Annotated in this window: 20 protein-coding genes; 8 read left to right on the top strand and 12 right to left on the bottom strand. The window is 66.9% G+C overall.

Going from position 1 to position 21,491, the window contains the following annotated elements; genetic code table 11:
* The first annotated feature begins 50 nt into the window (after window positions 1-50).
* Window positions 51-497: a pyridoxamine 5'-phosphate oxidase family protein gene (locus tag BKE38_RS00285; protein WP_207553446.1), complete on the top strand. Its 447-nt coding sequence runs from the start codon at window positions 51-53 to the stop codon at window positions 495-497.
* 842 nt (window positions 498-1,339) lie between these two features.
* Here the strand turns inward: BKE38_RS00285 and BKE38_RS31200 are convergent.
* The 4 genes from BKE38_RS31200 to BKE38_RS00275 all read right to left on the bottom strand — a co-directional run bounded on the left by BKE38_RS31200 (window position 1,340) and on the right by BKE38_RS00275 (window position 4,782).
* Window positions 1,340-2,350 (bottom strand): hypothetical protein, encoded by a 1,011-nt coding sequence (locus tag BKE38_RS31200; RefSeq protein ID WP_131829445.1) that lies wholly within the window; start codon window positions 2,348-2,350, stop codon window positions 1,340-1,342.
* Between the two features lie 81 nt (window positions 2,351-2,431).
* The gene (locus BKE38_RS00280) at window positions 2,432-3,499 is read right to left on the bottom strand and encodes a Gfo/Idh/MocA family protein (RefSeq protein ID WP_242662119.1); all 1,068 of its coding nucleotides are present in this window, start codon (window positions 3,497-3,499) and stop codon (window positions 2,432-2,434) included.
* Between the two features lie 581 nt (window positions 3,500-4,080).
* Window positions 4,081-4,242, bottom strand: coding sequence for a hypothetical protein (locus BKE38_RS31705; protein WP_165694083.1), 162 nt, complete (start codon window positions 4,240-4,242; stop codon window positions 4,081-4,083).
* 153 nt (window positions 4,243-4,395) lie between these two features.
* Entirely contained in the window at window positions 4,396-4,782 is a 387-nt protein-coding gene (locus BKE38_RS00275) for a PRC-barrel domain-containing protein (RefSeq protein ID WP_076955373.1), read from the bottom strand.
* Window positions 4,783-4,992: 210 nt separating this feature from the next.
* On the opposite strand from BKE38_RS00275, the gene BKE38_RS00270 reads away from it, so the two are divergent.
* Window positions 4,993-5,346, top strand: coding sequence for an NUDIX hydrolase (locus tag BKE38_RS00270; protein ID WP_131829444.1), 354 nt, complete (start codon window positions 4,993-4,995; stop codon window positions 5,344-5,346).
* A gap of 144 nt (window positions 5,347-5,490) precedes the next feature.
* On the opposite strand, the gene BKE38_RS00265 is transcribed toward BKE38_RS00270, so the two are convergent.
* Window positions 5,491-6,351 carry a LysR family transcriptional regulator gene (locus BKE38_RS00265; protein WP_076955400.1) on the bottom strand — a complete coding sequence of 287 codons (861 nt, stop codon included), beginning with the start codon at window positions 6,349-6,351 and terminating at the stop codon, window positions 5,491-5,493.
* A gap of 260 nt (window positions 6,352-6,611) precedes the next feature.
* Between BKE38_RS00265 and BKE38_RS00260 the strand changes: the two genes are divergently transcribed.
* Genes BKE38_RS00260 through BKE38_RS00245 form a run of 5 tightly spaced genes read left to right on the top strand, consistent with a single transcriptional unit; the run spans window position 6,612 to window position 10,756 of the window.
* Window positions 6,612-7,478, top strand: a complete 867-nt coding sequence (locus BKE38_RS00260) for a Bug family tripartite tricarboxylate transporter substrate binding protein (RefSeq protein WP_165694082.1) — start codon at window positions 6,612-6,614, stop codon at window positions 7,476-7,478.
* Entirely contained in the window at window positions 7,478-8,920 is a 1,443-nt protein-coding gene (locus BKE38_RS00255; protein ID WP_076955371.1) for a CoA transferase, read from the top strand. Before BKE38_RS00260 ends, BKE38_RS00255 begins: the two co-directional genes overlap by 1 nt.
* A gap of 16 nt (window positions 8,921-8,936) precedes the next feature.
* On the top strand, window positions 8,937-9,920 hold the full coding sequence (locus BKE38_RS00250) for a tripartite tricarboxylate transporter substrate binding protein (RefSeq protein ID WP_076955370.1): 984 nt from the start codon (window positions 8,937-8,939) through the stop codon (window positions 9,918-9,920).
* A gap of 35 nt (window positions 9,921-9,955) precedes the next feature.
* Window positions 9,956-10,105 carry a hypothetical protein gene (locus BKE38_RS32745; protein ID WP_207553445.1) on the top strand — a complete coding sequence of 50 codons (150 nt, stop codon included), beginning with the start codon at window positions 9,956-9,958 and terminating at the stop codon, window positions 10,103-10,105.
* 21 nt (window positions 10,106-10,126) lie between these two features.
* Window positions 10,127-10,756: an SDR family NAD(P)-dependent oxidoreductase gene (locus tag BKE38_RS00245; protein WP_207553444.1), complete on the top strand. Its 630-nt coding sequence runs from the start codon at window positions 10,127-10,129 to the stop codon at window positions 10,754-10,756.
* Between the two features lie 1,717 nt (window positions 10,757-12,473).
* Here the strand turns inward: BKE38_RS00245 and BKE38_RS00230 are convergent.
* The 7 genes from BKE38_RS00230 to BKE38_RS00200 all read right to left on the bottom strand — a co-directional run bounded on the left by BKE38_RS00230 (window position 12,474) and on the right by BKE38_RS00200 (window position 19,898).
* Entirely contained in the window at window positions 12,474-13,244 is a 771-nt protein-coding gene (locus tag BKE38_RS00230; protein ID WP_076955369.1) for an SDR family NAD(P)-dependent oxidoreductase, read from the bottom strand.
* Between the two features lie 116 nt (window positions 13,245-13,360).
* A complete protein-coding gene (locus tag BKE38_RS00225) occupies window positions 13,361-14,041 on the bottom strand; it encodes a cupin domain-containing protein (RefSeq protein WP_076955368.1) in 681 nt (226 codons plus the stop codon).
* On the bottom strand, window positions 14,025-15,068 hold the full coding sequence (locus tag BKE38_RS00220) for an alcohol dehydrogenase (protein WP_076955367.1): 1,044 nt from the start codon (window positions 15,066-15,068) through the stop codon (window positions 14,025-14,027). The genes BKE38_RS00225 and BKE38_RS00220 overlap by 17 nt, the downstream gene beginning before the upstream one ends.
* Window positions 15,065-16,432, bottom strand: a complete 1,368-nt coding sequence (locus BKE38_RS00215; protein ID WP_207553443.1) for a flavin monoamine oxidase family protein — start codon at window positions 16,430-16,432, stop codon at window positions 15,065-15,067. Before BKE38_RS00215 ends, BKE38_RS00220 begins: the two co-directional genes overlap by 4 nt.
* A gap of 5 nt (window positions 16,433-16,437) precedes the next feature.
* Window positions 16,438-17,376 (bottom strand): transcriptional regulator GcvA, encoded by a 939-nt coding sequence (gene gcvA / locus BKE38_RS00210; protein ID WP_242662118.1) that lies wholly within the window; start codon window positions 17,374-17,376, stop codon window positions 16,438-16,440.
* Window positions 17,377-17,763: 387 nt separating this feature from the next.
* Window positions 17,764-18,390: a hypothetical protein gene (locus tag BKE38_RS31195; RefSeq protein WP_131829443.1), complete on the bottom strand. Its 627-nt coding sequence runs from the start codon at window positions 18,388-18,390 to the stop codon at window positions 17,764-17,766.
* 35 nt (window positions 18,391-18,425) lie between these two features.
* Window positions 18,426-19,898, bottom strand: a complete 1,473-nt coding sequence (locus BKE38_RS00200; protein WP_076955363.1) for a CYTH and CHAD domain-containing protein — start codon at window positions 19,896-19,898, stop codon at window positions 18,426-18,428.
* A gap of 1,075 nt (window positions 19,899-20,973) precedes the next feature.
* Here BKE38_RS00200 and BKE38_RS00195 point away from each other — a divergent pair.
* Entirely contained in the window at window positions 20,974-21,345 is a 372-nt protein-coding gene (locus tag BKE38_RS00195) for an ATP-binding cassette domain-containing protein (protein ID WP_131829442.1), read from the top strand.
* Window positions 21,346-21,491: the final 146 nt, after the last annotated feature.

Below are 21,491 nucleotides of genomic sequence, written 5' to 3'. Positions count from 1 at the left end.
GCTTGATAGCCTCCTGATGGCCGTGGCCGCAGGCGGGGAAATCAAGAAGATTGGAGAAGACGATGGCAAAGACGACGATCGCCGATTTGTCCAAGATGATGGCCGACATTGATTTCGCAACGATGTCGACCACGGCTGTCACGGGCGGCATCACCTCGCGCCCGATGAGCAACAATCGCGATGTCGAGTTTCAAGGCGATGCCTACTTCTTCGCCTACGACACCTCCGCAAAGATCGCAGAGATCGAACGCGATTCAGCTACGAGCCTCAGCTATGCCGGTTCGAAGGGGCTGTTGGCAGGCACTCCAATCTTCATCGCCGTGAAGGGTCATTCGACGCTCATCAGGGATAAGGCAGAATTCGCCGCCCACTGGACTGAGGAGCTTGACCGTTGGTTCCCGCAGAGCATTGACACCCCGGGTGTTATCCTCATCAAAGTTCACGCCAGCCATATTCGATACTGGGTCGGCGAGGAGCAGGGCGAGATCACCGTCTGACTAGGCACCAAGGCCCTTCTCGCCACGTCGACAGGCTGAGCTCACGGCACGATCTGGTCGTTGGGCATAGGTGACCGAGTTTGTCTCGTCGTCCGAGGTCGGGCATGGCCATCGCCAGCGAACCGCGAGCCGCCAATCTTTCTCACGGTCGCGGCACCGGTGCAGCGCTGAGCAAATGCTGATTCTCCGGTAGCTGGTCTGCAGTCCCCATCATGGCCAGCTCACTGCGCCAAGGCCCGCGTGTCCAAGGTGCAGTTGGTGACAGCCAGGCACGATTCTCGGCAGCACACGTTGACGAAGACGCTTCAACCAAGAGGACACGTCATGGACGATGCACGAACCTGGGAATTTGAGGAAAGCTCTGGACCGCAGGTGCAGAGCATTACCGCGGCAGTATCGACAAATAACGCCTCATGATCGTGCCGGAAGCATCATTTATTCCAAGGTAGGATAAGGCAGTTGAGGCGCCGCGATGGGCCAGCGTGTTGTTTTTCGTGCAGTAGGTCCGTCGCCCCTAGCAGGGACTGATCGTCATCGCCCATCAGGTTCATGCCGAGCAAGGCGAAGGCACCGCATATGAAGCGGTTGCACGTCGGTTTACCGGCGTCTCCCAGGCGAACATTCGGATGTTCTCCAGTACGAGCGGACGCCACTGATGAAGGTAACTTCGCGAGATGCGCGCTGACGACGCAAAACTTGGTCATGCGGCAAGGCCACGTCCTAAACGCTGCAGTGAGCGCAGTGCCTTCTAACCTAGCATGGCTGCTTTTATCTAAGACGGCAGCGCCTTGCTGCCGGAGATTTGGCCGCCGCTGCAGTAGAGCCCCTCGAATCTTCCGCCCTCAGCCTTGTCCCACCGAGGCTGTCAAAGCTTTCTGCAGCAGGTATTGGGATAAGTCTCGGGTACCTGGCAGGCGGCGCTTGATGATCCAGTCGATCGGCCGGGCGCCCTTGAAGGGTGCCTCTGCAAGCGGTGCGCTCACCCAAGCCCATGACTGTTCGACCAAGGTGTTCAATGTGGCCTCAATGTTCTGCAACGCCTGAAGCAGTCCGGCCTCGTCCGAGCTCAGCTTGAAGCGAGGCCGTTGGCCTTTCGAGGTCAACTCCCGCCCGTGGTCGAGCAGCCGCAGTGCATTGCCATCCCCGACGCCCCATCGATCCATCAAGGTCCAGAACGCATTTGAGGTCAGGCCCGAGGCTGTCCTCGCCCTGAAAGGCGACGGCCCCGCCCGAGACGGCGTATTGCGGCGCCTGGATCCGGTCGAGGAGGACTGCTGAGGCCTACGGCCTCGTAGTTCTACGACATTGGATTGCTCCTCGTGTCCCTTCCGCCCGGCTCGCTGGGACTGCTGCTTCTGGGCCTCGGCATATCTGTCTGGTGGCGCCTTCGGCGGCGACGGTTGCTTGGGTTCTGGCGGCACTGCGCGAACAGCCGGTCGCGAGCCCCCGAGGTCGACATCGAAAGCAAGGCAGAGCTCGGCCAGTGCCTCCTTTGCCCTTTTGATGTCTTTGTTGACAAGGGCCGCGCTCAGAGGCTGCCGAGGACTTCCATCGTCCTGAAGTGCAGGCTGGTAGCCTGTTTCCGCTACCAGCGCGCGCAGCTTTTCGATGGCAGGATAGTGGTCTGGGATCGCGTGCCAGCGCGCCTCGCCTTCTCCATCAAACCGGCCCACGGCCGATGTGCTCAGGGCGGCGCCCATTCTCAAAACGGCGGCGTGCACGAGCGTTCTCGCATTCCTTGCGCTCGCGCTTCGGACCAAGTTCGCAGCATCGTCGAGGTCGGCAGTAGCCATCCGCAGCAGATTGCCAATTGCCTGTCGGATGGTGACCGGATCCGCCGTTCTACCTGCCATCAGGCGTCTCCGGCGCCGTGTCCGTCCGATTGCCCCTGCCGCTACGGCGAAGGCAGTCAAAGCCGACTGCCTTCCTTCCTTTCACAGGATGCCGTCGGGCAAAGAACGGAACATGTCCCGGCGCGGCTGCGGCGGGAATGTGACTGGCTGGCCGCTGGCGGCGCTTCGATAGATGGCCTCCATCACCACGTGATCCTGGAGCCCTTCTTCGCCGGGCGTGCGTGGGCGGCTGTCCTGCAGGATGCATCGCGCCATGTGGTCGATTTCCTCCGCGAACTGGTTCTTCGGCGGGAGGATGATGGCGCCCCGCTGATCCTGGCCGTCCAGGTTGCGCGCCAGATAAAGCTCCTGCCCCTGATATTTGTAGGCATTCGGCATGTCGATCGTAGCCGCTGCAAGGTTTAACCGCTGGTACTTGTCGTCACGCGCGCCATAGCTGGTGAAGCAGTTGGCGATGAAGCCGGAAGGGAAGCGAAGGGTAAAGGAGACCGTTTCCTCTACCTCGGCGTAGCGTGCGTCTCCTTCTGGGCTGAACAGGTTGGCATGGACCTGGACCGGCTCCTCACCGCTCAGGAAGCGCGCCGTGTTCAGGCAGTAGAGCCCGATATCCGGCAAAGCTCCGCCGCCCGCCATGGCCTTCTTGTGCCGCCACTGCTGAGTGCCATTCGCGGCGACGGTCTGCACATTCACAGCCGTCATGCCGACCAGACGCCCGAAGTCACCGCGCCGAATGATGCGCAGCGCCGCCAGGTTGTGCGGCTGGTACTGGATGCGATAAGCGACCATCAGCTTCACCGCCGCGCGCTCGCAGGCAGCTATCATGGCGCGGGCCTCTTCTGCGTTATTCGCCAGCGGCTTCTCGCATAGGACATGTTTGCCCGCCGCAGCTGCGCGCTCGACGTACTCGCGATGCATACCGTTGGGCAGAACGATGTAGACCGCTTTGACGTCCGGGTTATCGCTAAGCCTGTCGAAGGATGCGTAGTCATAGCAGGAGGCTTCAGGAACGCCGTACTGCTTTGCCACCGCCTGCAGCTTGTCAGGCGTCCCGGAGACCAGCGCTGCGGGCTTGGCAAATCCACATTCGGCAAATGCAGGCAGGAGTTCCTCGAGGCTAAGACGCCCGAGGCCAACGATGGCGAAGCCCACCCGCTGAGCCGGTGGCAGTGGAGCCGGCGGTGGCGGGGTACTTGGATCGGCTGCCGCACGCCAATTCGGAAACTCGACTTTGCCATCTGTGACGTGGCCTGTGTCGACTCCGGTCGGCGGAGCATAGCCCGTTTGTCCCGCCGCAGGCCGGGCCAGAAGAAGGCCTGTCAGGGCGCCTCCCATCTGAAGCAGCCCTCGACGTTGACTTGGCAGAATGCGGCTCGACATGTTTTCTCCGCTGCGTTGTGCGTGCACTGGAGAACGCTTGAAGCCACGTTGAGATTACGTCGCTCAAGGCGCGACCATCTGGATCAACCATCCGCCAGCGGCCCGGCTTTCTTGGACTCGACTGTATGAAACCAGCGGCCCGCTTAGCGATCAGCGCCGCCAAGGCCCGACGAAAATGGGGGTGGCAAGGTGTCACCAGACCGGATGTCAATCCGGCCTAGGCCTGCGCGGCGATAAGCGGCTTCGGAGCTTCTTTGAATTCGCGCCACGCGGTATAGAGACGGTCGAGCGCACCCGTCTGTCGCCCCTCTACCCATGACGCCAGCGACGCCGCAGCGGGATCCAGTTCCGGTTCAACAAACGGTCCGCCGCTTCGCGAGCGCCTTGACAATAACGGTGTCATTTAAGATGCCCAGGTCTTCTTGCAATGCCCAGAGGCGCTGCAGACGACCCTCGAATCGATTCATCTTCATGAGTGGTTCCAGGATCTTCAGAGCATAGCCGAGGCGCTCCATCTCGAGCCTACCTCGCGGCAGCCAGCTTGCTCAAACGGGGGCTTCCCGGAGCGGCACCCGCCACGCTGCCTTCCAGCCGAACCGGAACTCCTAGGCCCAAGGCGCCTCACGCGCCCGATGGAGATCAAGCACATGAGGCGCTAGCATCCGACGTCAGTCGTTGTAGGTAATCCCACGCAGCGAGCGCACGTTGTCGCGGGTCATGTCGATGGTGATCCGCCGCTCACCCGGCGTCAGGCGAAGCTGGTTCAGGTCCACCGCCACATACTTGTCGGTGAGGCCGAGACGGTTCTCCACCTCGATGACGACGCTGACGATGCGGCCATTCGCGGGGTCGATCACCAAGTCCTCGACCTCGCCGATCTCCGTGTTATCGGTGGTGTAGACGTCGCGGTCCATCAGCTGCTTGGCACGGATCTGATTGGCCTCGATCCGCAGGCCTGCCTGCGTACCGGCAGCAGGAGCGGTCTGGGCGGTGGCTGCCAGCGGGGTGGCCAGCAGGGCCACGCCGGTGATGGCGGTGAGCAGACGCAGGCGCATGGTGGTGATCCTTCAGGTTTGCTGACCTGCAACGCCGGCACGTGCCATCTGGTTGATAAGAAAGCCAACTGGTGCTCAGTTCAGTGGAAACCAGACCGAAGCCGTTTCACCCATAATGCCGAAGCAGCTCCCTCTAGGCCCCCGCAGCAGCGACCGGGGTGGCAGTGCGCTGCGCTCCCGCTCCCGGTTCGTGACAGGGAGATCATGGTCATGCTTGAGACCCCGCGCGATGCGGGGCAGGGAATGGTGCTTAAGGGCTGGGCCGAAGTCAGGGTGGCACCCCATGATCTCGCCGCCAGAGAAGCTTCCGAGGAAGCCGGGCTGGTCGGCAAGGTGGCGCCGCAGGCTGTCGGCGAGGTCACCCACGAAAAGCGCTTCGACGATGGGCGGAGGGTGCTCTGCAAAGTCCGAGTTTTTCCAGTCTGGGTGAACTGGCAACTGGTGAACTGGCCCGAGCAGCATCAGAGGGAGACGCGGCGGTTCAAACTTGCCGAAGCGAGGATGGCCGGGGAAGAGGGTGGCCTGGTCACCCTGTTGCTGAGCCTTGCCGCACCAGAGGTTTGAGCAAGAACCAGGACGCGCAAATCCCCTCGCCTTGAGCCCAATCCCATCGTTAGCGAGTAGCTCACGACCTCCTCAGCAAGGTCCGCTTATGTGTCCTGGACCAGGAAGGCGGCTGAGGGCGTGTCCCCCCACCCAAACGACCATCTACAACTCCCGCATTGCGAGGTCGACGAACCCCTCTGCCTGCCTCGACAGGGGCCGTCGCCGCGACTGCAGCAGCCTGGCCTGCACCGCCACGCGCGGCCGAAAGGGCCGGACCTCGGCGCCGCGGGCTCGGGCCGACATCAGCGCGAAGCCGTCCAGCACGGCGATGCCCGCGCCTTCTTCAGCCAAGGCACAGGCGATCGAGGATTGCGAGACCTCGATCGCGACAGCCAGCGGCAGACCGGCCTGCTCGAAGGCGTGCTGCAGCAGGACCCGCACCGGCTGGTGGGGCGCGACGCAGATCAACGTCTCCGCCGCCAGATCCTGCGCCGTCAGCGCCGCGCGCCCGGCCAGGTGATGACCGGGCGGCAATACGCATCCCAGTTCCCGCTCGGCCAGGTCGCGTACCATGACGCTGGAATCGCCGACCGGGCCCATGACCAGGCCCAGCTCCACCCGATGGTCGATCACCAGCCGGATGACCTCCTGCAGCGGATGGGCGCGCAGCGAGAGTGACACGTCCGGATGCGCCTGGCGGAACTGCCGGACCAGCCGCGGGGCGAGCCCATGCGCCAGGGTGGGCGTCACCGCGAGACTGAGCAGCCCGCCGCGTCCTTCGCGCAGGTCGCGGCTCAGCCGCTGCACCAGCTCGATGCCCGCCAGCGCGCCGACCACCTCGGGGAACAGCGACAGCGCCTCGGAGGTCGGCACCAGCCGCTTCCGCTGACGCAGGAACAGCCGGAAGCCCAGCCGATCCTCCGCCTGTTGCAGCATCTTGCTGACGGCGGGCTGCGAGATGTTCAGCGCCGCCGCCGCCGCGGTCACCCCACCCAGCTCCATGACCTGGCGGAACAGCGCCATCTCGCGCGGCGTCAAGTTCATAACCATTCCTCATGAGATCAGGGGCAATCGGTATTTGAACCTATAAATTCCCTGTTCCACAACTCTGCCCAAGGGCCGCCCGACCGGCTCATGGGAGAGAGACCGTGCACCGACCAACGCGCCGCCAGGCGCTGGCCCTGCCATTGACCCTGCCGCTGGGCGGCCTTCTGACAGCGACGTCCCGCACCGCCCAAGCGCAGGCCGCATCGCAGGCCGCCTGGCCCAGCAAGCCAGTTACCGTGATCATTCCCTTCGGCCCCAGCGGCGGCGCCGATGTCGTGGGCCGTCTGCTCTTTGCCCAGGCCAGCGCCGCCGACGGGCCAGGATTTGTCATCGAGAACCGCGCAGGCGCTGGCGGCAATATCGGCGTCGAGGCGCTGTCCCGCGCCGCCCCGGATGGCTACACGCTGGGCACCATCGCCATCAGCACCCATGGCGTGAACCCGACGCTGTACCGGCGCCTGCCATTCGACCCGATCGCTGACTTCACGCCGATCGCCCTGCTGTCGCTGCAGCCGGTCGTGGTCGCGGTGCGAGCGGAGTCGCCGATCCAGGACCTGGCCGGGCTGGCGCAGTGGAAGCAGGGGGAGCTCACCTACGCCTCGGCGGGCAATGGCACCTCGGGCCATATGGCGGGGGAATTGCTGCGGCTTCGCACCGGCCTGCCGCTGCTGCACGTCCCCTATCGCGGCAGCGGCCCGGCCTGGACCGACACGCTGGGCGGCCGCGTCGACCTGGTGATCGACAATGTCCAGGCCGGGCTGCCGCACCATGCCGCGAAGCGGATGCGCATCCTCGGCGTCAGCTCCGCGGCGCGCATCGAGGTGCTGCCGGAGGTGCCGCCCATCGCCTCGGTCGTGCCCGACTACGTGGTGAACTCCTGGAACGGGCTGGCGGGCCCGGCCGGGCTGCCGCCGCCGATCCGCGACCGGATGAACGGGCTGGTGCGGCACTGGCTCGGCCAGCCCGCGCTCCAGGCGCGCTTCCGCGACCTCGGCATTGGTGTTCCCGCCGACACCAGCCCTGAATTCCTCGCCGACTTCATCAGGAAGGAGATCGCCCAATGGGCTCCGGTCGTGCGGCAATCCGGCATGCAGCCTGACTGATGGACAGCGCCCCTCCCCACCAGGCCCGCGCCTTCGACACACTCATGGCGATCCGCGGCGGCCCTGCGCCGCCCGCTGCCGAGGTGTCCATCGAGGGCGCCGACCCTTTCTTCCGCACGCCCTTCAAGGCGGGCGAGGTCGCCGCGGCGGCCATCGCGGCCTGCGGCGTCGCCGCCAACGACCTTTGGGCGCTGCGCGGCCATGCCCGGCAGCGGATCGAGGTGCGGGTGCCGGAGGCGGCCGCCACCCTGCGCACGGTGGACTACACCCGGGCGCGGGGCGCTGACGGGCAGCACCGCCATGTGCCGATCCCGCAAGCCATGGCGCAGATGCTGCGCGTCACCCAGCCCTGGCCGACCCGCGACGGGCGCTGGTTCCTGCCGCATCTCAACCTGCCGCGGCTCAGCGCCCGCGTGCTCGGCGTCCTGGCCTGCGAGAACACGCCGGAGGCCGTCCGCGCCGCCGTGGCGGGCTGGGAGGGCGCGGCGCTGGAAGAGGCCATCGCCGCGGCCGGGGCCTGTGGCGGGTTGATCCGCAGCGCCGAGGAATGGCGTGCCCATCCCCAGGGCGCCTACCTGGCGGGCCGGCCGGTGGTCGAGATCGACCGGCTGGGCGCGTCGCCGCCGGAACCGCTGCCCGCCGGCCCCCGCCCGCTCGCCGGCATCCGCGTGCTGGACCTGACGCGCATCCTGGCCGGGCCGGTCGGCAGCCGCGGCCTCGCCGAGCAGGGCGCCGACGTGCTGATGGTGACCAGCCCGGACCTGCCGCAGACGCCGGAGCATGTCCGGGACACCAGCCATGGCAAGCGCAGCTGCTTCCTGGATCTGAAGACCCCGAGCGGCGCCGCCCGCTTTGCGGAGCTGGTCCGCGAGGCCGATGTCGTGGTCGACGGCTACCGTCCCGGCGCCCTGGCGCGGCTCGGCTTCGGCGCGGCTGTTCTGGCCCGGCTGCGGCCCGGCCTTGTCCACCTGTCCGTCAGCTGCTTCGGCTCCGGTGGCCCCTTCGCCGATCGCGCCGGATGGGAGCAGGTCGCCCAGGCGGTGACCGGCCTAAGCGAGGCCCAGGGCCGCCTGACCGGGGCGGGCCAGCCGAAGCTGATCTTCGCGCCGGTCTGCGACTACACCACCGGCTATCTCGCCGCCTACGGCGTCATGCTCGCTTTGGCACGACGTGCCCGTGAGGGTGGCAGCCAGTCGATCAAGGTTTCTCTCTGCCAGTCGGCCATGCTGCTGCAGCGCCAAGGCCTCGTCGCAGGCTTCGAGGAAGCGCCCGAGGTGCTGACCGAGGCGCAGCTCGCCCCGCTGCAGGTTCGGGAGCAGGGCATTCACGGCGACCTGCTGACGCTCGGCCCGGTGCTGCGGATGTCACAGACGCCGCCGCGCTGGGACCGGCCGACGCCAGAGCTGGGTGGCGACCGTGCGGAATGGCTCGACCGTTCATGAGAGGGAGGGAGCAAGGATGACGATGTCACGGCGCGACTGGCTTCGCCTGGGGCTGGCGCAGGCCTGCGGCGGCCTGGCTGCCCTGCCCGCCCTGGCGACGGAGCCGAGCTTCCCGTCTCGCCCGATCAGGGTGGTGGTGCCCTTCGCCGCCGGGGGCGGCACGGATGTGGTCGGGCGCGAACTCGCTCAGCTGATGTCGACCGAGCTCGGCCAGCCGCTGGTCATCGACAACCGCGCGGGCGGCGGCACGGTGCCAGGCTCCGACTTGGTCGCCAAGGCGCCGCCGGACGGCTACACGCTGCTGCTGACCACCTCGGCGCTCGCCATCAACGCGTCGCTGGTGAAGGGCCTTCCCTACGACACCCTGCGCGACTTCACCGGCGTGGCGCGGATCTGCCACGGGCCGAACGTCATCGTCGTCCGTCCCGACAGCCCGCACCGCTCGGTCGCCGACATCATCCGGGACGCCAAGGCGGCGCCGGGGGCGCTGTCCTACGGATCCTCCGGCAATGGCTCGGCCGTGCATCTGGCGGCGGAGCTGTTCAAGCTGACCGCGGGGCTCGACATCATCCACGTGCCCTATCGCGGCGCGGGCCCGGCCTATACCGACCTGCTCGGCGGCAGGCTCGACATGGTCTTCGCGACCGCTGGCGGGGTCGCCAATCTGGTGAAGTCGAACCGGCTGCGGGCGGTCGCCCTCACCTCGCCGCAGCGAAGCGCGGCCTATGACGGGGTGCCGACGGTCGCCGAGACCTTGCCGGGCTACGAGGCCGAGGTCTGGTATGCCGCCTTCGCCCCCGCCGCGACGCCCGCGCCGGTGCTGTTACGGCTGCAGGCGGCGTTGCAGCGCGCCGCAGCCACCCCCGGCTATCAGGCGCGGCTGACCGGCGAGGGGCTGACCGTCGCCGTCTCGACCCCGGCCGAAATGACGGAATTCCTCAGGACCGAGGAAGCCCGCTGGCGCCGTGTCGTCACCGACGGGCGGATCGTCTCCGACTGATGTCCGGGCCAGGATCGCAAGAAAGGAAGACCCGCATGGGCAAGGGCCGCCTCGAGGGGAAAGTCGCCATCATCGTCGGCGCGGGCCAGCAGCCCGGGGAGACGCTTGGCAATGGCCGTGCCGTCGCCAAGCGCTTCGCCGAGGAGGGCGCCGCGTTGCTGCTGGTCGACATCAATGCCGATTAGGCGGCGGCGACGCAGGCGGCCGTGGCGGAGCATGGCCATCTCGCGGCGGTGCTGCAGGCCGACATCACCCGGGAGGATGACTGCGCCGCGATCGCCCGCGCCTGCATCCGGGAATACGGGCGGATCGACATCCTGCACAACAACGTCGGCCGTTCCCGCGGCGACCGGAAGACCGCCGAGATGGATGCGGCGATGTGGGACGAGATCATGGCCATGAACCTCAAGGGCATGTTCATGACCTGCAAGCATGTGCTGCCGCAGATGGTCGCGCAGCATTCCGGCTGCATCATCAACGTCTCCTCCACAGCGTCGCTCTCGGCGCGGACGACGGTCGCCTACAAGACCAGCAAGGGCGCGGTGAACACCCTGACCCAGCACATCGCGATGGAGAACGCCGCGCACGGCATCCGCGCCAATGTCATCCTGCCCGGCCTGATCGACACGCCCATGGCGATCGAGCGCCGTGCCCAGGAACGCGGCGTGCCGCGCGAGGTGGTCCGGGCCGAGCGCGAGGCGCTGGTGCCGATGCGGCGCATGGGCACCGCCCAGGACGTCGCCAACGCCGCGCTGTTCCTCGCCTCGGACGAGGCCCGCTACATCACCGGCGTCATCCTGCCGGTCGATGGCGGGCTGCTGGAGAAGCGCGGCTGAACCAGCGTCAACCGAGTGGCTTCGAAAGTCGCTGTGCAGTCGGCGAGCGTAGGCATCCGCACCAGGCGCCATGGCAGCGAGGGATCTTCGCTTTGGACAGAGGAAGCGCGCGTCTCGTTGGTTCCCTGGAGGTCATGAGCTTGGAGGGGCCGGACGGCGAAGGCCGACGAGATGGTGGTCGCCACAGGGCTGCGGCCCAACCTCGGAATCCTTGCCGAGGCCTGCATGAATTTGAACCCGGCGCTTGAGTGCCCGCGGGTGCTGGCTACGCTCATCGATCCCAACCTGCACTCCTGCGGCACCGTCCGGCCGCACGGCGCCTTCCAACTCCAGCAGCCGGACAGTGGGCTTTTCCCCGCTGGAATGGTGAGCTACGGCCGGGCGCCGACCTTCCCGCTGGCCACGGGCCACGAGCAGGTGCGCTCCATCGCCGCCTTCCTCGCGGGCGACCTGGAGGCCGCCCGCCGGGCCGAGCTCGACCTGCCGGAGACTGGCGTCTGCAGCTCGAGCCGCGGTCTGCCCGGCGCCGCCGACGCCGACGCGGTGTCCTCTTGCTGCGCTCCCCCGCTGACCCCGGTCGCCTGCTGCTCCCCGCGGCCGGAGGCGGAGCTGGTCAAGGGAACGACGTGCTGCGCGACCGAGACCAAGCGGGCAGCCGCACCGGCTGAGCCTGCTTGTCGCGCAGGCGGCCTCGCCCTTCCTCGGCGCCTGGCTGCTGGACTGGTTCGGCACCTTCACCACGCTGGCCGTGCTGTGCGGCGCCGCCATGCTCAACATCCTGATGGGGCTGGCGTTCGAGCCGTACGCGCTTGGACGCCGCTGAGAGTCATCCGTCCCACAGAAAAACGATGCGTCCGTGCGCTACCCGAACCCATCCGTCCCCGCCAAACAGCCTGCCGCAATAACCATCCGGCTTGCTACGGAGGCCGACATGGACGCCGTCGCCGCCATCTACCGGCACCACGTTCTCCATGGCACCGCCACCTTCGAGACCGAGCCGCGGACGGCCGAGGACATGCGGCAGCGCAGGGCCGCCATCGCTAAGCGTGGGCTGCCCTACCTGGTGACCGAGGGTAAGGTCGGTGTCCTTGGCGGTGGGAGATGGCGCGATGGCGGGAGCGGCATTGCACCAGTCCCTCGTTCGGGTAAGCCGATCGGGTGCCAGGGCATTCTCAGCCAACCGCCAGCCGTGTCTGCCTGCGTCGAGTCCTTCCCTGGAAGCGGCCATTCCGCTTCCGGCCAAACCCGGCTCGGGCGATAAAACGTCGAGCGCCGCCGCCCCTGCCCTTCCCTCCCCGGCCCGCGATGAACACCCAAGGCAGGTGGAACGTCTTCACCTGAGGGATCTGCACAAGGCTTCTGCTTTGCGCCCTTCTCAGACATTCCGTCAGCCAAGCAGCGTCCCGTAAAGCAGACGTGCCGGACCCCGGAAGGCCGGAGCATCGTCCGATGAGTGCCTGCTTTGCCCCCGCGGAGACGACGGTCGGGTTCGCCCCGGCCAGCGCCTGCACGACAGCCGGCCGCAGCACGTTGCCCTTCTCGTACTCGTCGTCGTCGGCATGCACTGAACTTGCCGTTGCGGTGGTCTGTGACAGGGATTTCCTCAGGCGGAGAGCAGCCGATCTGTTCTGTGACGTGGGGCGACTGATGGCGGTGACGGTGGCCAAGATGGCATTGGTCCTCGGAGCGTCACCACCACCGATGTACCGGCCTCGGCTTACTGGCGCCCGGCCGTCACGCCGCCATCGACGGGCAGGACCGTGCCGGTGATCCACGCCGCCTGGTCGGATGCCAGGAACAGGATGGCCTCGGCCACGTCCCGCGGCTGGCCATTGCGGCCAAGCGGATGGAAGGCGTTGAAGGTCGGCAGGACGTCCCTGACCTGCTCATCGCTCATGAAGGTGTTGTAGACCGGCGTCTCGACGACGGCCGGTGCCACGGCGTTGATGCGGATCCGATGCGGGGCCAGCTCGATGGCGAGGTTGCGCACCATGGCGTGCACGCCCGCATTGGCGGCGGAGTAGGCCGCCGACGGCGTGGCGCCGATCGCCTGGATCGCCCACATCGAGCCGGTCTGCACGATGGCGCCCCCCTTCTCCCTCATCGCCTTGGCGGCGGCCTGGGCGGTGAAGAACTTCCCCTTCAGGATGGTGTCGAGGTACCAGTCGTAATCCGCCTCGGTCAGCTCGAGGAACGGCTTTGGATTGAACACCCCGGCATTGTTGACCAGCACGTCGAGCTGGCCGAACCGGGACACCGCGGCATCCACGAGCGCCGCACCGGTGGCCGGGTTCGCAATGTCGCCCGCCACGACCACGACGTTCTGGCCACTGGCGTCGAGCTCGCGCGCCGCTGCCTCGAGCTTCAAGGCGTCGCGTCCATTGATGACGACCCTGGCGCCCTCCGCCAGGAAGCGGGCCGCCGTTTCCTTGCCGATGCCCGATCCGCCGCCGGTGATCGCGACGACCTTGCCTTCGAAACGCGTCATGGAGGAACTCCTGTTCTCAAGGTTTGCAAAGCTGTGGACGTGCGGGAGCGGAGGCGGGCCGTGCCCGCCGCCAAACCTGCCGTATCGTTGCCTGGTGATGGTCTGAGGTGGCGCGCCTAGCCGGGCATGGCGAGGACATCCGGATGCAGCAAAGGCGCGTCCTTCAGCCACACCGTCGCGCCGGCCGGGCCGACCTCGGCCTGCAGGTCGGTCCCGACGGGCAGCCTGCCCCAGCCTTGGCTCCCCATGGCCTCGCCGTTGGCGGTCAGCGCACCCGAGTGCACCAGGAATTCGAGGCCGCGCGGGTTCGCGACTGTAACCAGCCCCCCGGCGCTCCACGCCTCGAGCCGTACCTCTTCGTGCCCGTCGTTGAACAGCACCGTTGCCGAGGTGGCGCCCGGACGGGGTTCGACCGGCTGCCCCTGGCCTGGCTGGCGCACGACCTGCGTCTGGTCGCCTTGGCGGTACTGCCAGAGCCGAACGAAGATGACGCAGCCGTCCCTTGCCGCAGGGACATGCGAGGTGCCGGGCGGGTTGCGGAAGTAGCACCCCGCCGGGTAGTCGCCGTGCTCGTCCTGGAAGGTGCCCTCCAGCACCAGGATCTCCTCCCCGCCGGAGTGGGTGTGGCGAGGGAAGGCGCTGCCGGGGGCATAGCGCACGATGCTCGTGGCGCGGGCGACCTCGCCGCCGACGCGGAACAGCATGCGCCGGTCGACGCCGGCGGCAGGGCTCGGCACCCAGTCGAGTTCCGCCGCGTTCACGATCACCGGTCGGGTCAGGTCATGGTTGAGACGCATCGCTCGCACTCCCCATGGTGAGGACCATCCGGAACGTCACGTCGCCGGACTTCATCCGCCGATAGGCATCGAAGGCCCGTTCCAGTGGCATGGTCTCGATCTGCGGCCGCACGCCGGTCAGGACGCTGAAGTCCAGTGTCCGCTCGTTCTCGTAGGGCGTGCCGGTCATCGAGCCGAGCACGCCCCGCTCGCCAACGACGAGGTGCCCGGCCGACACGGGCAGCGGGTCCTTGCCCGCGCCGAGCAGGACCAGGCGTCCGCGTGGCGCCAGCCCCGCCATCAGCGAGGACACCGCCTCGGCGTTGCCGATCGTGGTCAGGATGGCCTTGGCGCCACCCAGGGACTTCAGCCTGGCCGCCGCATCTTCCTGGCGGGTGTCGATGTAGAGGTGCGCGCCCAGCCGGAGCGCGTCCTCCGCGATGTCCTGGCCGCGTCCCACCGCTGCCACCCGGAAGCCCATCCGGCGGGCGTATTGCAGGGCCATGTGACCAAGGCCGCCGATGCCCAGCACCGCCACCAGATCGCCCGCCTCGGCGCCCGACTTCTTCAGCGCGTTGAAGGTGGCGATGCCCGCGCAGAGGATGGGCGCCGCCTCTTCCGAGCGCAGTTCGTCGGGGATGGCGACGAGGCCCGTGCCGCGGGCCAGCATCATCTCCGCGTAGCCGCCGTCGCGGGAGGCGCCCACGAAGGGCTGGCTCTCGCAGAGCTGGAACTGCCCCTGGCGGCACTGCGCACACGCGTTGCAGTGGCCCCCCAGCCGCCCGACCCCGACCCGTTGGCCGAGCGTCCAGATGGTGGGCACCCCATCGCCGAGCGCGGCGATGCGACCGACCACCTCGTGGCCAGGCACGCGCGGCGGCCGCAGGTTCGGGTCAGCCCTGTCGATGTCGGCGGCGTCTGCGCCGCAGATGCCGCAAGCCTCGACCTCGATCAGGACCTCGCCGGCGCCGGGCCTGGGCATGGCGCGCTCGACCAGCTCGAGGGTGCCCGGCGTGGTCACCTGCATGGCCCGATAGGTGGTCCTCACGGCTCCATCCCCCCGGTGTCAGCAGCGGCGCCGACTGAGGCGCGCTGCCCCGCCCTGGCGCCCGCGAGCCTGTCTATGACGTCCCTGGCGGTGCGCCCGCCTGCTTCCACCGCACCGGCGAGGTAGCCGGGTTCGGTGTGGCTGGCCTCGCTGCCCGCCATCCAGATGCGCCCCTGCCATTCACCTGTGACCCACGGCTCTGTGGCTGGCATCGGGTGACCACCGGGGGCCTGGTCGTCCGGCGTCGCCGTCAGCGGGTCGAATGCCCAATCCTTGAGCAGGGTCGCACGGGGCACACCGGCTTCCGGGCCGAACAGCCGTGCGAGCTGCTGCACGGACGCCGCGATGATGGCCTCGCGACCGACCGCCGTCCGACGGGCGGCGGGAACCCCGAGGAAGCCGAACAGGGCGGCCTTGCCCGTCGCGGTGGTCGCATCGTGGATGTCGGCCAGCGGTCCGACCATGCTCTGCGCCATGCCGGACAGGCCCCCGGCACGCCAGAACGCGCGGTCGTAGATCGCGACGAACTTGGCGTGGGGTGCCATCCAGGTCGGGGCCGTGCGCCAGCGGCGGGAGGTCGCCGCATCGAGGGCGGGCCGGAAGGTGACACTCGCCTGCAGGAGGCGCGGCGGCACGGCCATCAGGACGTGCCTTGCCTTGACCTTTCCCGGACTACCGTTCCCGGCCGAGAAGGTGACCTCGACATCGGTTCCCTCGAGCGCGAGGTGCGTCACGCGCGCGCCGGTCCGCAGGGTGTCCTGCGGCAGTGTGGAGGCGAGCGCCGCGACGACCGCGCCGGTGCCGCCCGCGAGGCGCATAGAGCGCGGCATCTGCCGCATGCCCGGGTAACGTTGAGGTGCCGCCTGCGTGTTGCGCTCGACGAGAACGTCGCCCTCGTCATGCTGAGGAAAGGCGGAGAGCCCGAGCTGGGCGATGAGGTTGCCCATCGCGGGCTGCATGTCCGGCCAGAACCAGGATGGCCCAAGGTCGAAGCCGTCCTCCGACACCTGCCCTGCGGCATCCGCCGACAGGATCCGGCCACCCAAACGCTCGCGCGCTTCCAGCAGCAGGACGTCGTTTCCGGCCCTGTGGAGCAGGTGGGCGGCGGTCAGTCCGGCAAGGCCGCCGCCGACGATAAGAACCGGGAGAGACATCGTGTCACCTTCAGGAGCGCGGAGGCCGACATTTCCGCCTTCGCTGCCCGTCGACGATCCTGCGGCCGAGAACCGGTTGGTCGCACGGCGGCGGGCCTTCGACAGATGATGTGGCCTGTCCTGGAGGAATTCGCGAATGGGAAGAACTTGAGGGATCGCAAAGAAAAACTTTTCCGAACCTGCCCAGGGCAGCTCTCTGGGCTGGTCCACACCGCTTACGCCCGCTGCTCTGCCTCCTCGAAGAGCCACTTTCGAAAAGCCTGGGAGCGGGGCAACGACGCACATTCCGGTCGGTACACCACGTAATAGGCGAGCGCTGAGGGTAGCCTGGTCTCCGGAAACAGGCGCACCAGACGCCCTGCCGCCACGTCATCCTGGGCCATGATGCTGCGGGCCAGCGCGATTCCACGCCCCTCAGCAGCGGCCTGCAGCACGGCGGCGGAGTTGTTGATCCGCATGCCGCGCTCAACGGCAGCAACCTCGACGCCGGCTGTCCGAAACCAGGTGTCCCAGCTCGGGAAGCCGATGCTGGCGTCAACGGACAGGTCGTGGATCAAGGTTTGCCGCGCCAGGTCAGCCGGCGCACGCAGGTCCAACCTGTCGCGCAGGAGAGGGGAGCAGACCGGATAGACCTCCTCATCCATCAGCTTGTCAGCAGCAAGACCCGGCCAGTTCCCGGTGCCGTAGCGCACGCCGACGTCGATGCCCTGCGCCAGGTAGTCTGCCAGCTTCAGGCTGGTGTCCAGCCGGACGTCCGTGTCCGGCCAGCGAGTCTGGAAGCGCTCGATCCGCGGCAGCAGCCATTTGGCCGCGAAAGCCGGACTGACGGTCACGGTCAGGACACCATTGGCCGATGCCTCCTTCAGCCGCTCCAAGCCGAGGCTCAGGCGGTCCAGCCCGGCCCGGATGTCTGGCAGGGCCCGCTCCGCTGCCTCGGTTGGAACGAGGCGGGACCGCCCCGAGGTGCCGCGATGAAACAAGGCGACGCCGAGCCACTCCTCAAGGCCTCGAACCAGCTGCCCGACGGCTGCCGCCGTCACGTTCAGCTCCTCGCCAGCCCCGGAGAAGCTGCCGTGCCTCGCGCTGGCCTCGAAGGCCCGCATTGCATTCAGGTAGGCCGGGGATTTCACGGCGGCAAAGGTTTTCTTCTGCACTGTCCTTCTTGCTACCCTTTTTCCCCGCCTCTCTGCTGTCAAGGATCGCATCATGAGTCGGACGCCGTGGGTGACCGGCTCATGTCTGCTTTTTTAGAAGGCTTTCTTCGGGATTGACCGGCAGCTTCCGGCCAATCCGGCCGATACGCGTCCTCCAGTTGCTGCCACACAGATCAGCAGTCTGCGGCGCTTCTGAACGCTCTACGCCACTGCTCTACAGGCCACCGCCAAAATGGCGTCGGCCTGCTTCTCCGTCCGCGGCATCCGCTCACTGTATCGATCGTTCAGGGACGTGGAGACGTCCGCGTCAGCAGGGTGAACTTCACCAGCGCCTCCATGACGTCGGCCACGCGGTGGTAGAGCGGCTCCGGCAGCATGCGGCCCAGCTCATAGAATGGTGCTTACGCCTCGGGATCGAGGACTGATCGGCCACAGTATCATCCGCGTCCAGCGGCCCAACAAGCGCAGCGTGTTGACGCTGTTGAGCTCTTCGTTACGCTCCTCCGCGCCGTCAGCAAGGAGGCCCTGAAGATCCTTCAGAGAGTGATCCGCCAGGATGAGGACCTCGTCGCCGGCGCGCTCGATCTGCCCCCCGAGTGCACCCAACCGTCCGGCGGGATGCCGGTCGACGACGCAACGGAGCCGCTCTCCTGGCCGAAGTCCCGACAAGGTGTGCTGAGCTGGCGACCAAAGGCGACCGCGGTGAAAGGCATCGTGCGCCGCCGTGCGCCCGGCTCGAAGCTCCAAAAAGACCAAAGGTGCGGCTGCTTGCAGGCCCCTTCCGAAATTTCGCAGAATGAAGGCGCCCTCTTGCTGGCGTAGCCGCTGTGGATGTTCGTCACGGGTTAGCTGCCGTACTGCTCGTGCCACGGCATGCACCAGCGTAGCTTGGCCGGCTCTCGCCCGCAGCCGCGATGAGGTGATGCCGTCGGCGCCTGCCAGGGCGACGATCGACAGCCAGGCGTCAGATGCCAATCGAGAACTGGCCAGTTCGGCTTCCTTGAGCCCGATCAAGCACTGACACGTTTGGCTCGACGCTACTTCGCCGCCTAAGGCTTCGGAGCTTCCTTAAACTCGCGCCATGCCGTGTGAAGGTGTTTAAGCGCTGCGCTTCGTCGCTCCTCCGCCCAAGCAGTTAGGGCTGCTGCAGCAGGGTCGAGTTCCGGCTTTGCGTCGGCCAGACGTTGAGCAAGTGTCCCGGCCACGACGGCATCGTTGAAGATGCCCAGATCTTCCTGCAACCCCCTGCAGTGCTGCAGCTGGTCCTTGACCTGCCCCGCCTTCATCAACGGCGTCATGAACTCCAGAGCATAGCGGAAGCGCTTCAAGGCTTTCCGTAGCGCATGCAATTCTTCGTCGCCGCGGCGCCGGATGTGCTTGCCCCGCTTCCTGACCTTACGCTCCAGTCGCTTGATCATATCCGGTGCGATGCCTTCGATCGGACGAGACAGTGCAACACCATCTCCCTCCGACCCTGCATCGAGGGCCCAGGCCGACAGGTCGATGACGAGGCGTGTCAGATGAGGCTGCGCGAATTCATCAGAAAGCCTGGAATGCGCATTCTGCCGTTCAGCCTCCCCAGCCTCCCGCAGGGCCATCAGGAACGGGGCCGGGACGCTGCCTGCGGCACCCACCAGGGTTTCCGAGCAGAACACATCCCAGTCCCGGGCCTCGCCCAGAATGCGGCCCAAACGGCGAAGTGCCTCGGTGAAGCGAGCCTCATCCCCCTCGGCAAGGTGGGGCCGGAACAAGCTCAGGACAGTGCGCAGGCGACGCACTGCTATGCGCATGCGGTGCACGCCTTTGGCATCCCCTGCAGCTGCGGCAGGCTGATTGTCCACCAAGGACACGATGAGGCTGGATACGAGTTGGCTGAAGGCCTCGGTGCCCGTGATGCCTACGGACACAGTGGGGGCATCCGCCTTGACCGCTTCGGGCGGCGCGCCGGTCACGAGGCGCCATCCACGTGCAGCCTTGCTTTCGGCACCGAGCAGCAAAGGAAGGGTCGATTGCAGCGCCTGTGCGACCTCATACAGCGCGACAGGTGCTGCACCCTTGAGTTCAAGCTCAACTTCACTCAATGCCAGCATGCGGTCGTTGGCGCGGATCAACCCGAAGTCGGTGGTCACCTCGATGAGGCCGCCGGAGGACGGCCGCAGGGCGCGCACGGTGCGGGTGACGCCGCAGGTGAAGATCGGTTCCACTTGTTCCAAAGCCAGGTCTCGCAATGGGGTGTCCCGTAACAGCGACAGATCCAGCTCTTCCCCCGGCAGCGTCCATTCCCATTCGAGACGGGAGAAGGCGTTCTCCTCGCGCGGTAGCTTCAGCGTCTGCACGAAGCGGCCGCCGGCTTCGCGCACCCTGAGCGACGCACCAGCCCGCCGAAATGCATGGGCCGAGGTGTCGTAATAGGTTGTGACTTCCTGGCGGGATGACTGGCTTTCGGCACCTTGCAGCAGTGGATGCGCGTCTACCGCTTCCTGCATGTCATCCGGGAGGAGGAACTTGATCTCGGTTTCCATCGTTGGGGTGTCTTGGTCTGCGATCATGATCGTCCCAACACCCGGTTGCCGGGCTCGTTGCGCAGGGTAACGCAGTACACCCGAAGGCCAGCGGGCCGTCAGCGGGATCATCTCCGCAAATCGCCAGCTTTGCGCTGCCTGATCGGGGGCAAGGTCTAGCCCAATCTGACCAAGCTCCGCCGAAGGCAGAGACATTGCCTCACAAGGCATGCGGCAATGACGGTGGCCTGCGCAACTTCCGACCTCGTTCTAGCTCCGGCGAGCGCGCCTCATCGGTCGCCCTAGCACTGACGCCGGTGGGCAAACATCCGTTCCCTACCGGCTAGGCATGACCCGATCCGCCCGTGCGGCCTGAAGCATGCTTTTCGGCCGGGCGGCGGAGCTCTTACCAGAATGCCCATGCAAGCCAAACGAACCGGGCCGAGCCCTCCGCTGTGGTGGTCACGCCTGCCACTTACATGCACGCCACGACCGCTGCCTTTCCGACGGTCTTCCCTGAATCCAGGACACCGTCGAGTCAGCCTGAGGGCATTGGCTCATCGCAAATGATCAAGAATGTAACGGGCGGAGCGATAGCCGCCATCTTCAAAGAGTAGGTGGCCAGGCTAGTCGTCTGCGAGAGTGTCTTCGCCCTGTTCCCTACAGCATTGCTGCAGCTGGCTCCTACGGCTTCGCGTTGCGCTTATCTCCTGAACGCGGCTCGCCCGTCCACTCGTCAGTGATTAGAGCTTGAGCTTCGGAAATCTTGTCGACCTCTTTGGCTGACGGAGGCTTGGGGATGTAGCCTCCAGTCGACTGCTCTCGAGTGTAGTTGGCTTTGGGGCCCTCAGGCGGATGGTCGGTCATCTTGTCCTCCGGTGCCGTGAGTCCCTCTAAACGCCTCGAAAGCTGGAGCGTTCCATCACAGAACAATGCCCTTGGTTGCCTGGTCGAGCCTGCGACTTCGTATGGCTCCGTGTTTCTGTATCGAAAAGCCGCCGCCCTGCGGCGCGGAAATCAAAGGCCCGGCAACACCTCTCGTTCAAACAGGGCCGTCGCCGTAAGCGTCGCTTCATTCCCCAGCACGCCATTGCCGTTGAAGACGCAGCTGAGCGAGCCGATGCCAGTCGACGCCTCCAGGGCCAGGATGGACCGCAGACATTCGGGGGGCGTGCCCACGATTGCCTGCTCCGCCAGGAAGCGTTCAAGACCCGGCGGCAGCCTGGCCGCCGAGCCGCCACTGCTGCTGGCCGCAGACCCCGGCGCTGCGCTGGATATCGCGCAGCAGTGGTGGATGATGCAGCGGTTGCGCGCCCGAACGCCCGGCGGCGCCGCGCTGGTGCTGCTGCACGAACTGAGCTTGGCGTCTCGTTGCTGCGACCGTCTGCTGATGATGGAGCGCGGGCGCCTTGTGCTGCAGGGCCCGAGCCAAGCGGTCCTTGCGGACTGCACGCTCGACCGGATCTAGGACATGTCCTTTGGCCGCGCCTTGGCAGATGGTGACCTGGCCCCGTGGGTTGATCAGCCTGCGACGGCGGGCGACGGAGCTACCGGCCTCCCTCACTTTCGCTGAGGCTCACGGCGAGACGGTGACCCGACGCTGTTGCCCGGCGG

The sequence above is a fragment of the Teichococcus deserti genome, from assembly GCF_001982615.1.
Classification (GTDB): Bacteria; Pseudomonadota; Alphaproteobacteria; order Acetobacterales; family Acetobacteraceae; genus Pseudoroseomonas; species Pseudoroseomonas deserti.
The sequence above is the reverse complement of the archived record's forward strand: the minus strand, read 5'-3'. Positions and strand labels throughout refer to the sequence as shown.

What these genes read in the sequence shown, in the direction of transcription:
- BKE38_RS00255 (WP_076955371.1), top strand. Translation starts at nt 7,478, where the DNA reads ATGGACAGCGCCCCTCCCCACCAGGCCCGCGCCTTCGACACACTCATG.
- BKE38_RS00225 (WP_076955368.1), bottom strand. Translation starts at nt 14,041, where the DNA reads ATGCGTCTCAACCATGACCTGACCCGACCGGTGATCGTGAACGCGGCG.
- BKE38_RS31705 (WP_165694083.1), bottom strand. Translation starts at nt 4,242, where the DNA reads ATGGAGCGCCTCGGCTATGCTCTGAAGATCCTGGAACCACTCATGAAG.
- BKE38_RS32745 (WP_207553445.1), top strand. Translation starts at nt 9,956, where the DNA reads ATGGGCAAGGGCCGCCTCGAGGGGAAAGTCGCCATCATCGTCGGCGCG.
- BKE38_RS00230 (WP_076955369.1), bottom strand. Translation starts at nt 13,244, where the DNA reads ATGACGCGTTTCGAAGGCAAGGTCGTCGCGATCACCGGCGGCGGATCG.
- BKE38_RS00265 (WP_076955400.1), bottom strand. Translation starts at nt 6,351, where the DNA reads ATGGCGCTGTTCCGCCAGGTCATGGAGCTGGGTGGGGTGACCGCGGCG.
- BKE38_RS00200 (WP_076955363.1), bottom strand. Translation starts at nt 19,898, where the DNA reads ATGGAAACCGAGATCAAGTTCCTCCTCCCGGATGACATGCAGGAAGCG.
- BKE38_RS00250 (WP_076955370.1), top strand. Translation starts at nt 8,937, where the DNA reads ATGACGATGTCACGGCGCGACTGGCTTCGCCTGGGGCTGGCGCAGGCC.
- BKE38_RS00270 (WP_131829444.1), top strand. Translation starts at nt 4,993, where the DNA reads ATGCTTGAGACCCCGCGCGATGCGGGGCAGGGAATGGTGCTTAAGGGC.
- BKE38_RS31200 (WP_131829445.1), bottom strand. Translation starts at nt 2,350, where the DNA reads ATGGCAGGTAGAACGGCGGATCCGGTCACCATCCGACAGGCAATTGGC.
- BKE38_RS00275 (WP_076955373.1), bottom strand. Translation starts at nt 4,782, where the DNA reads ATGCGCCTGCGTCTGCTCACCGCCATCACCGGCGTGGCCCTGCTGGCC.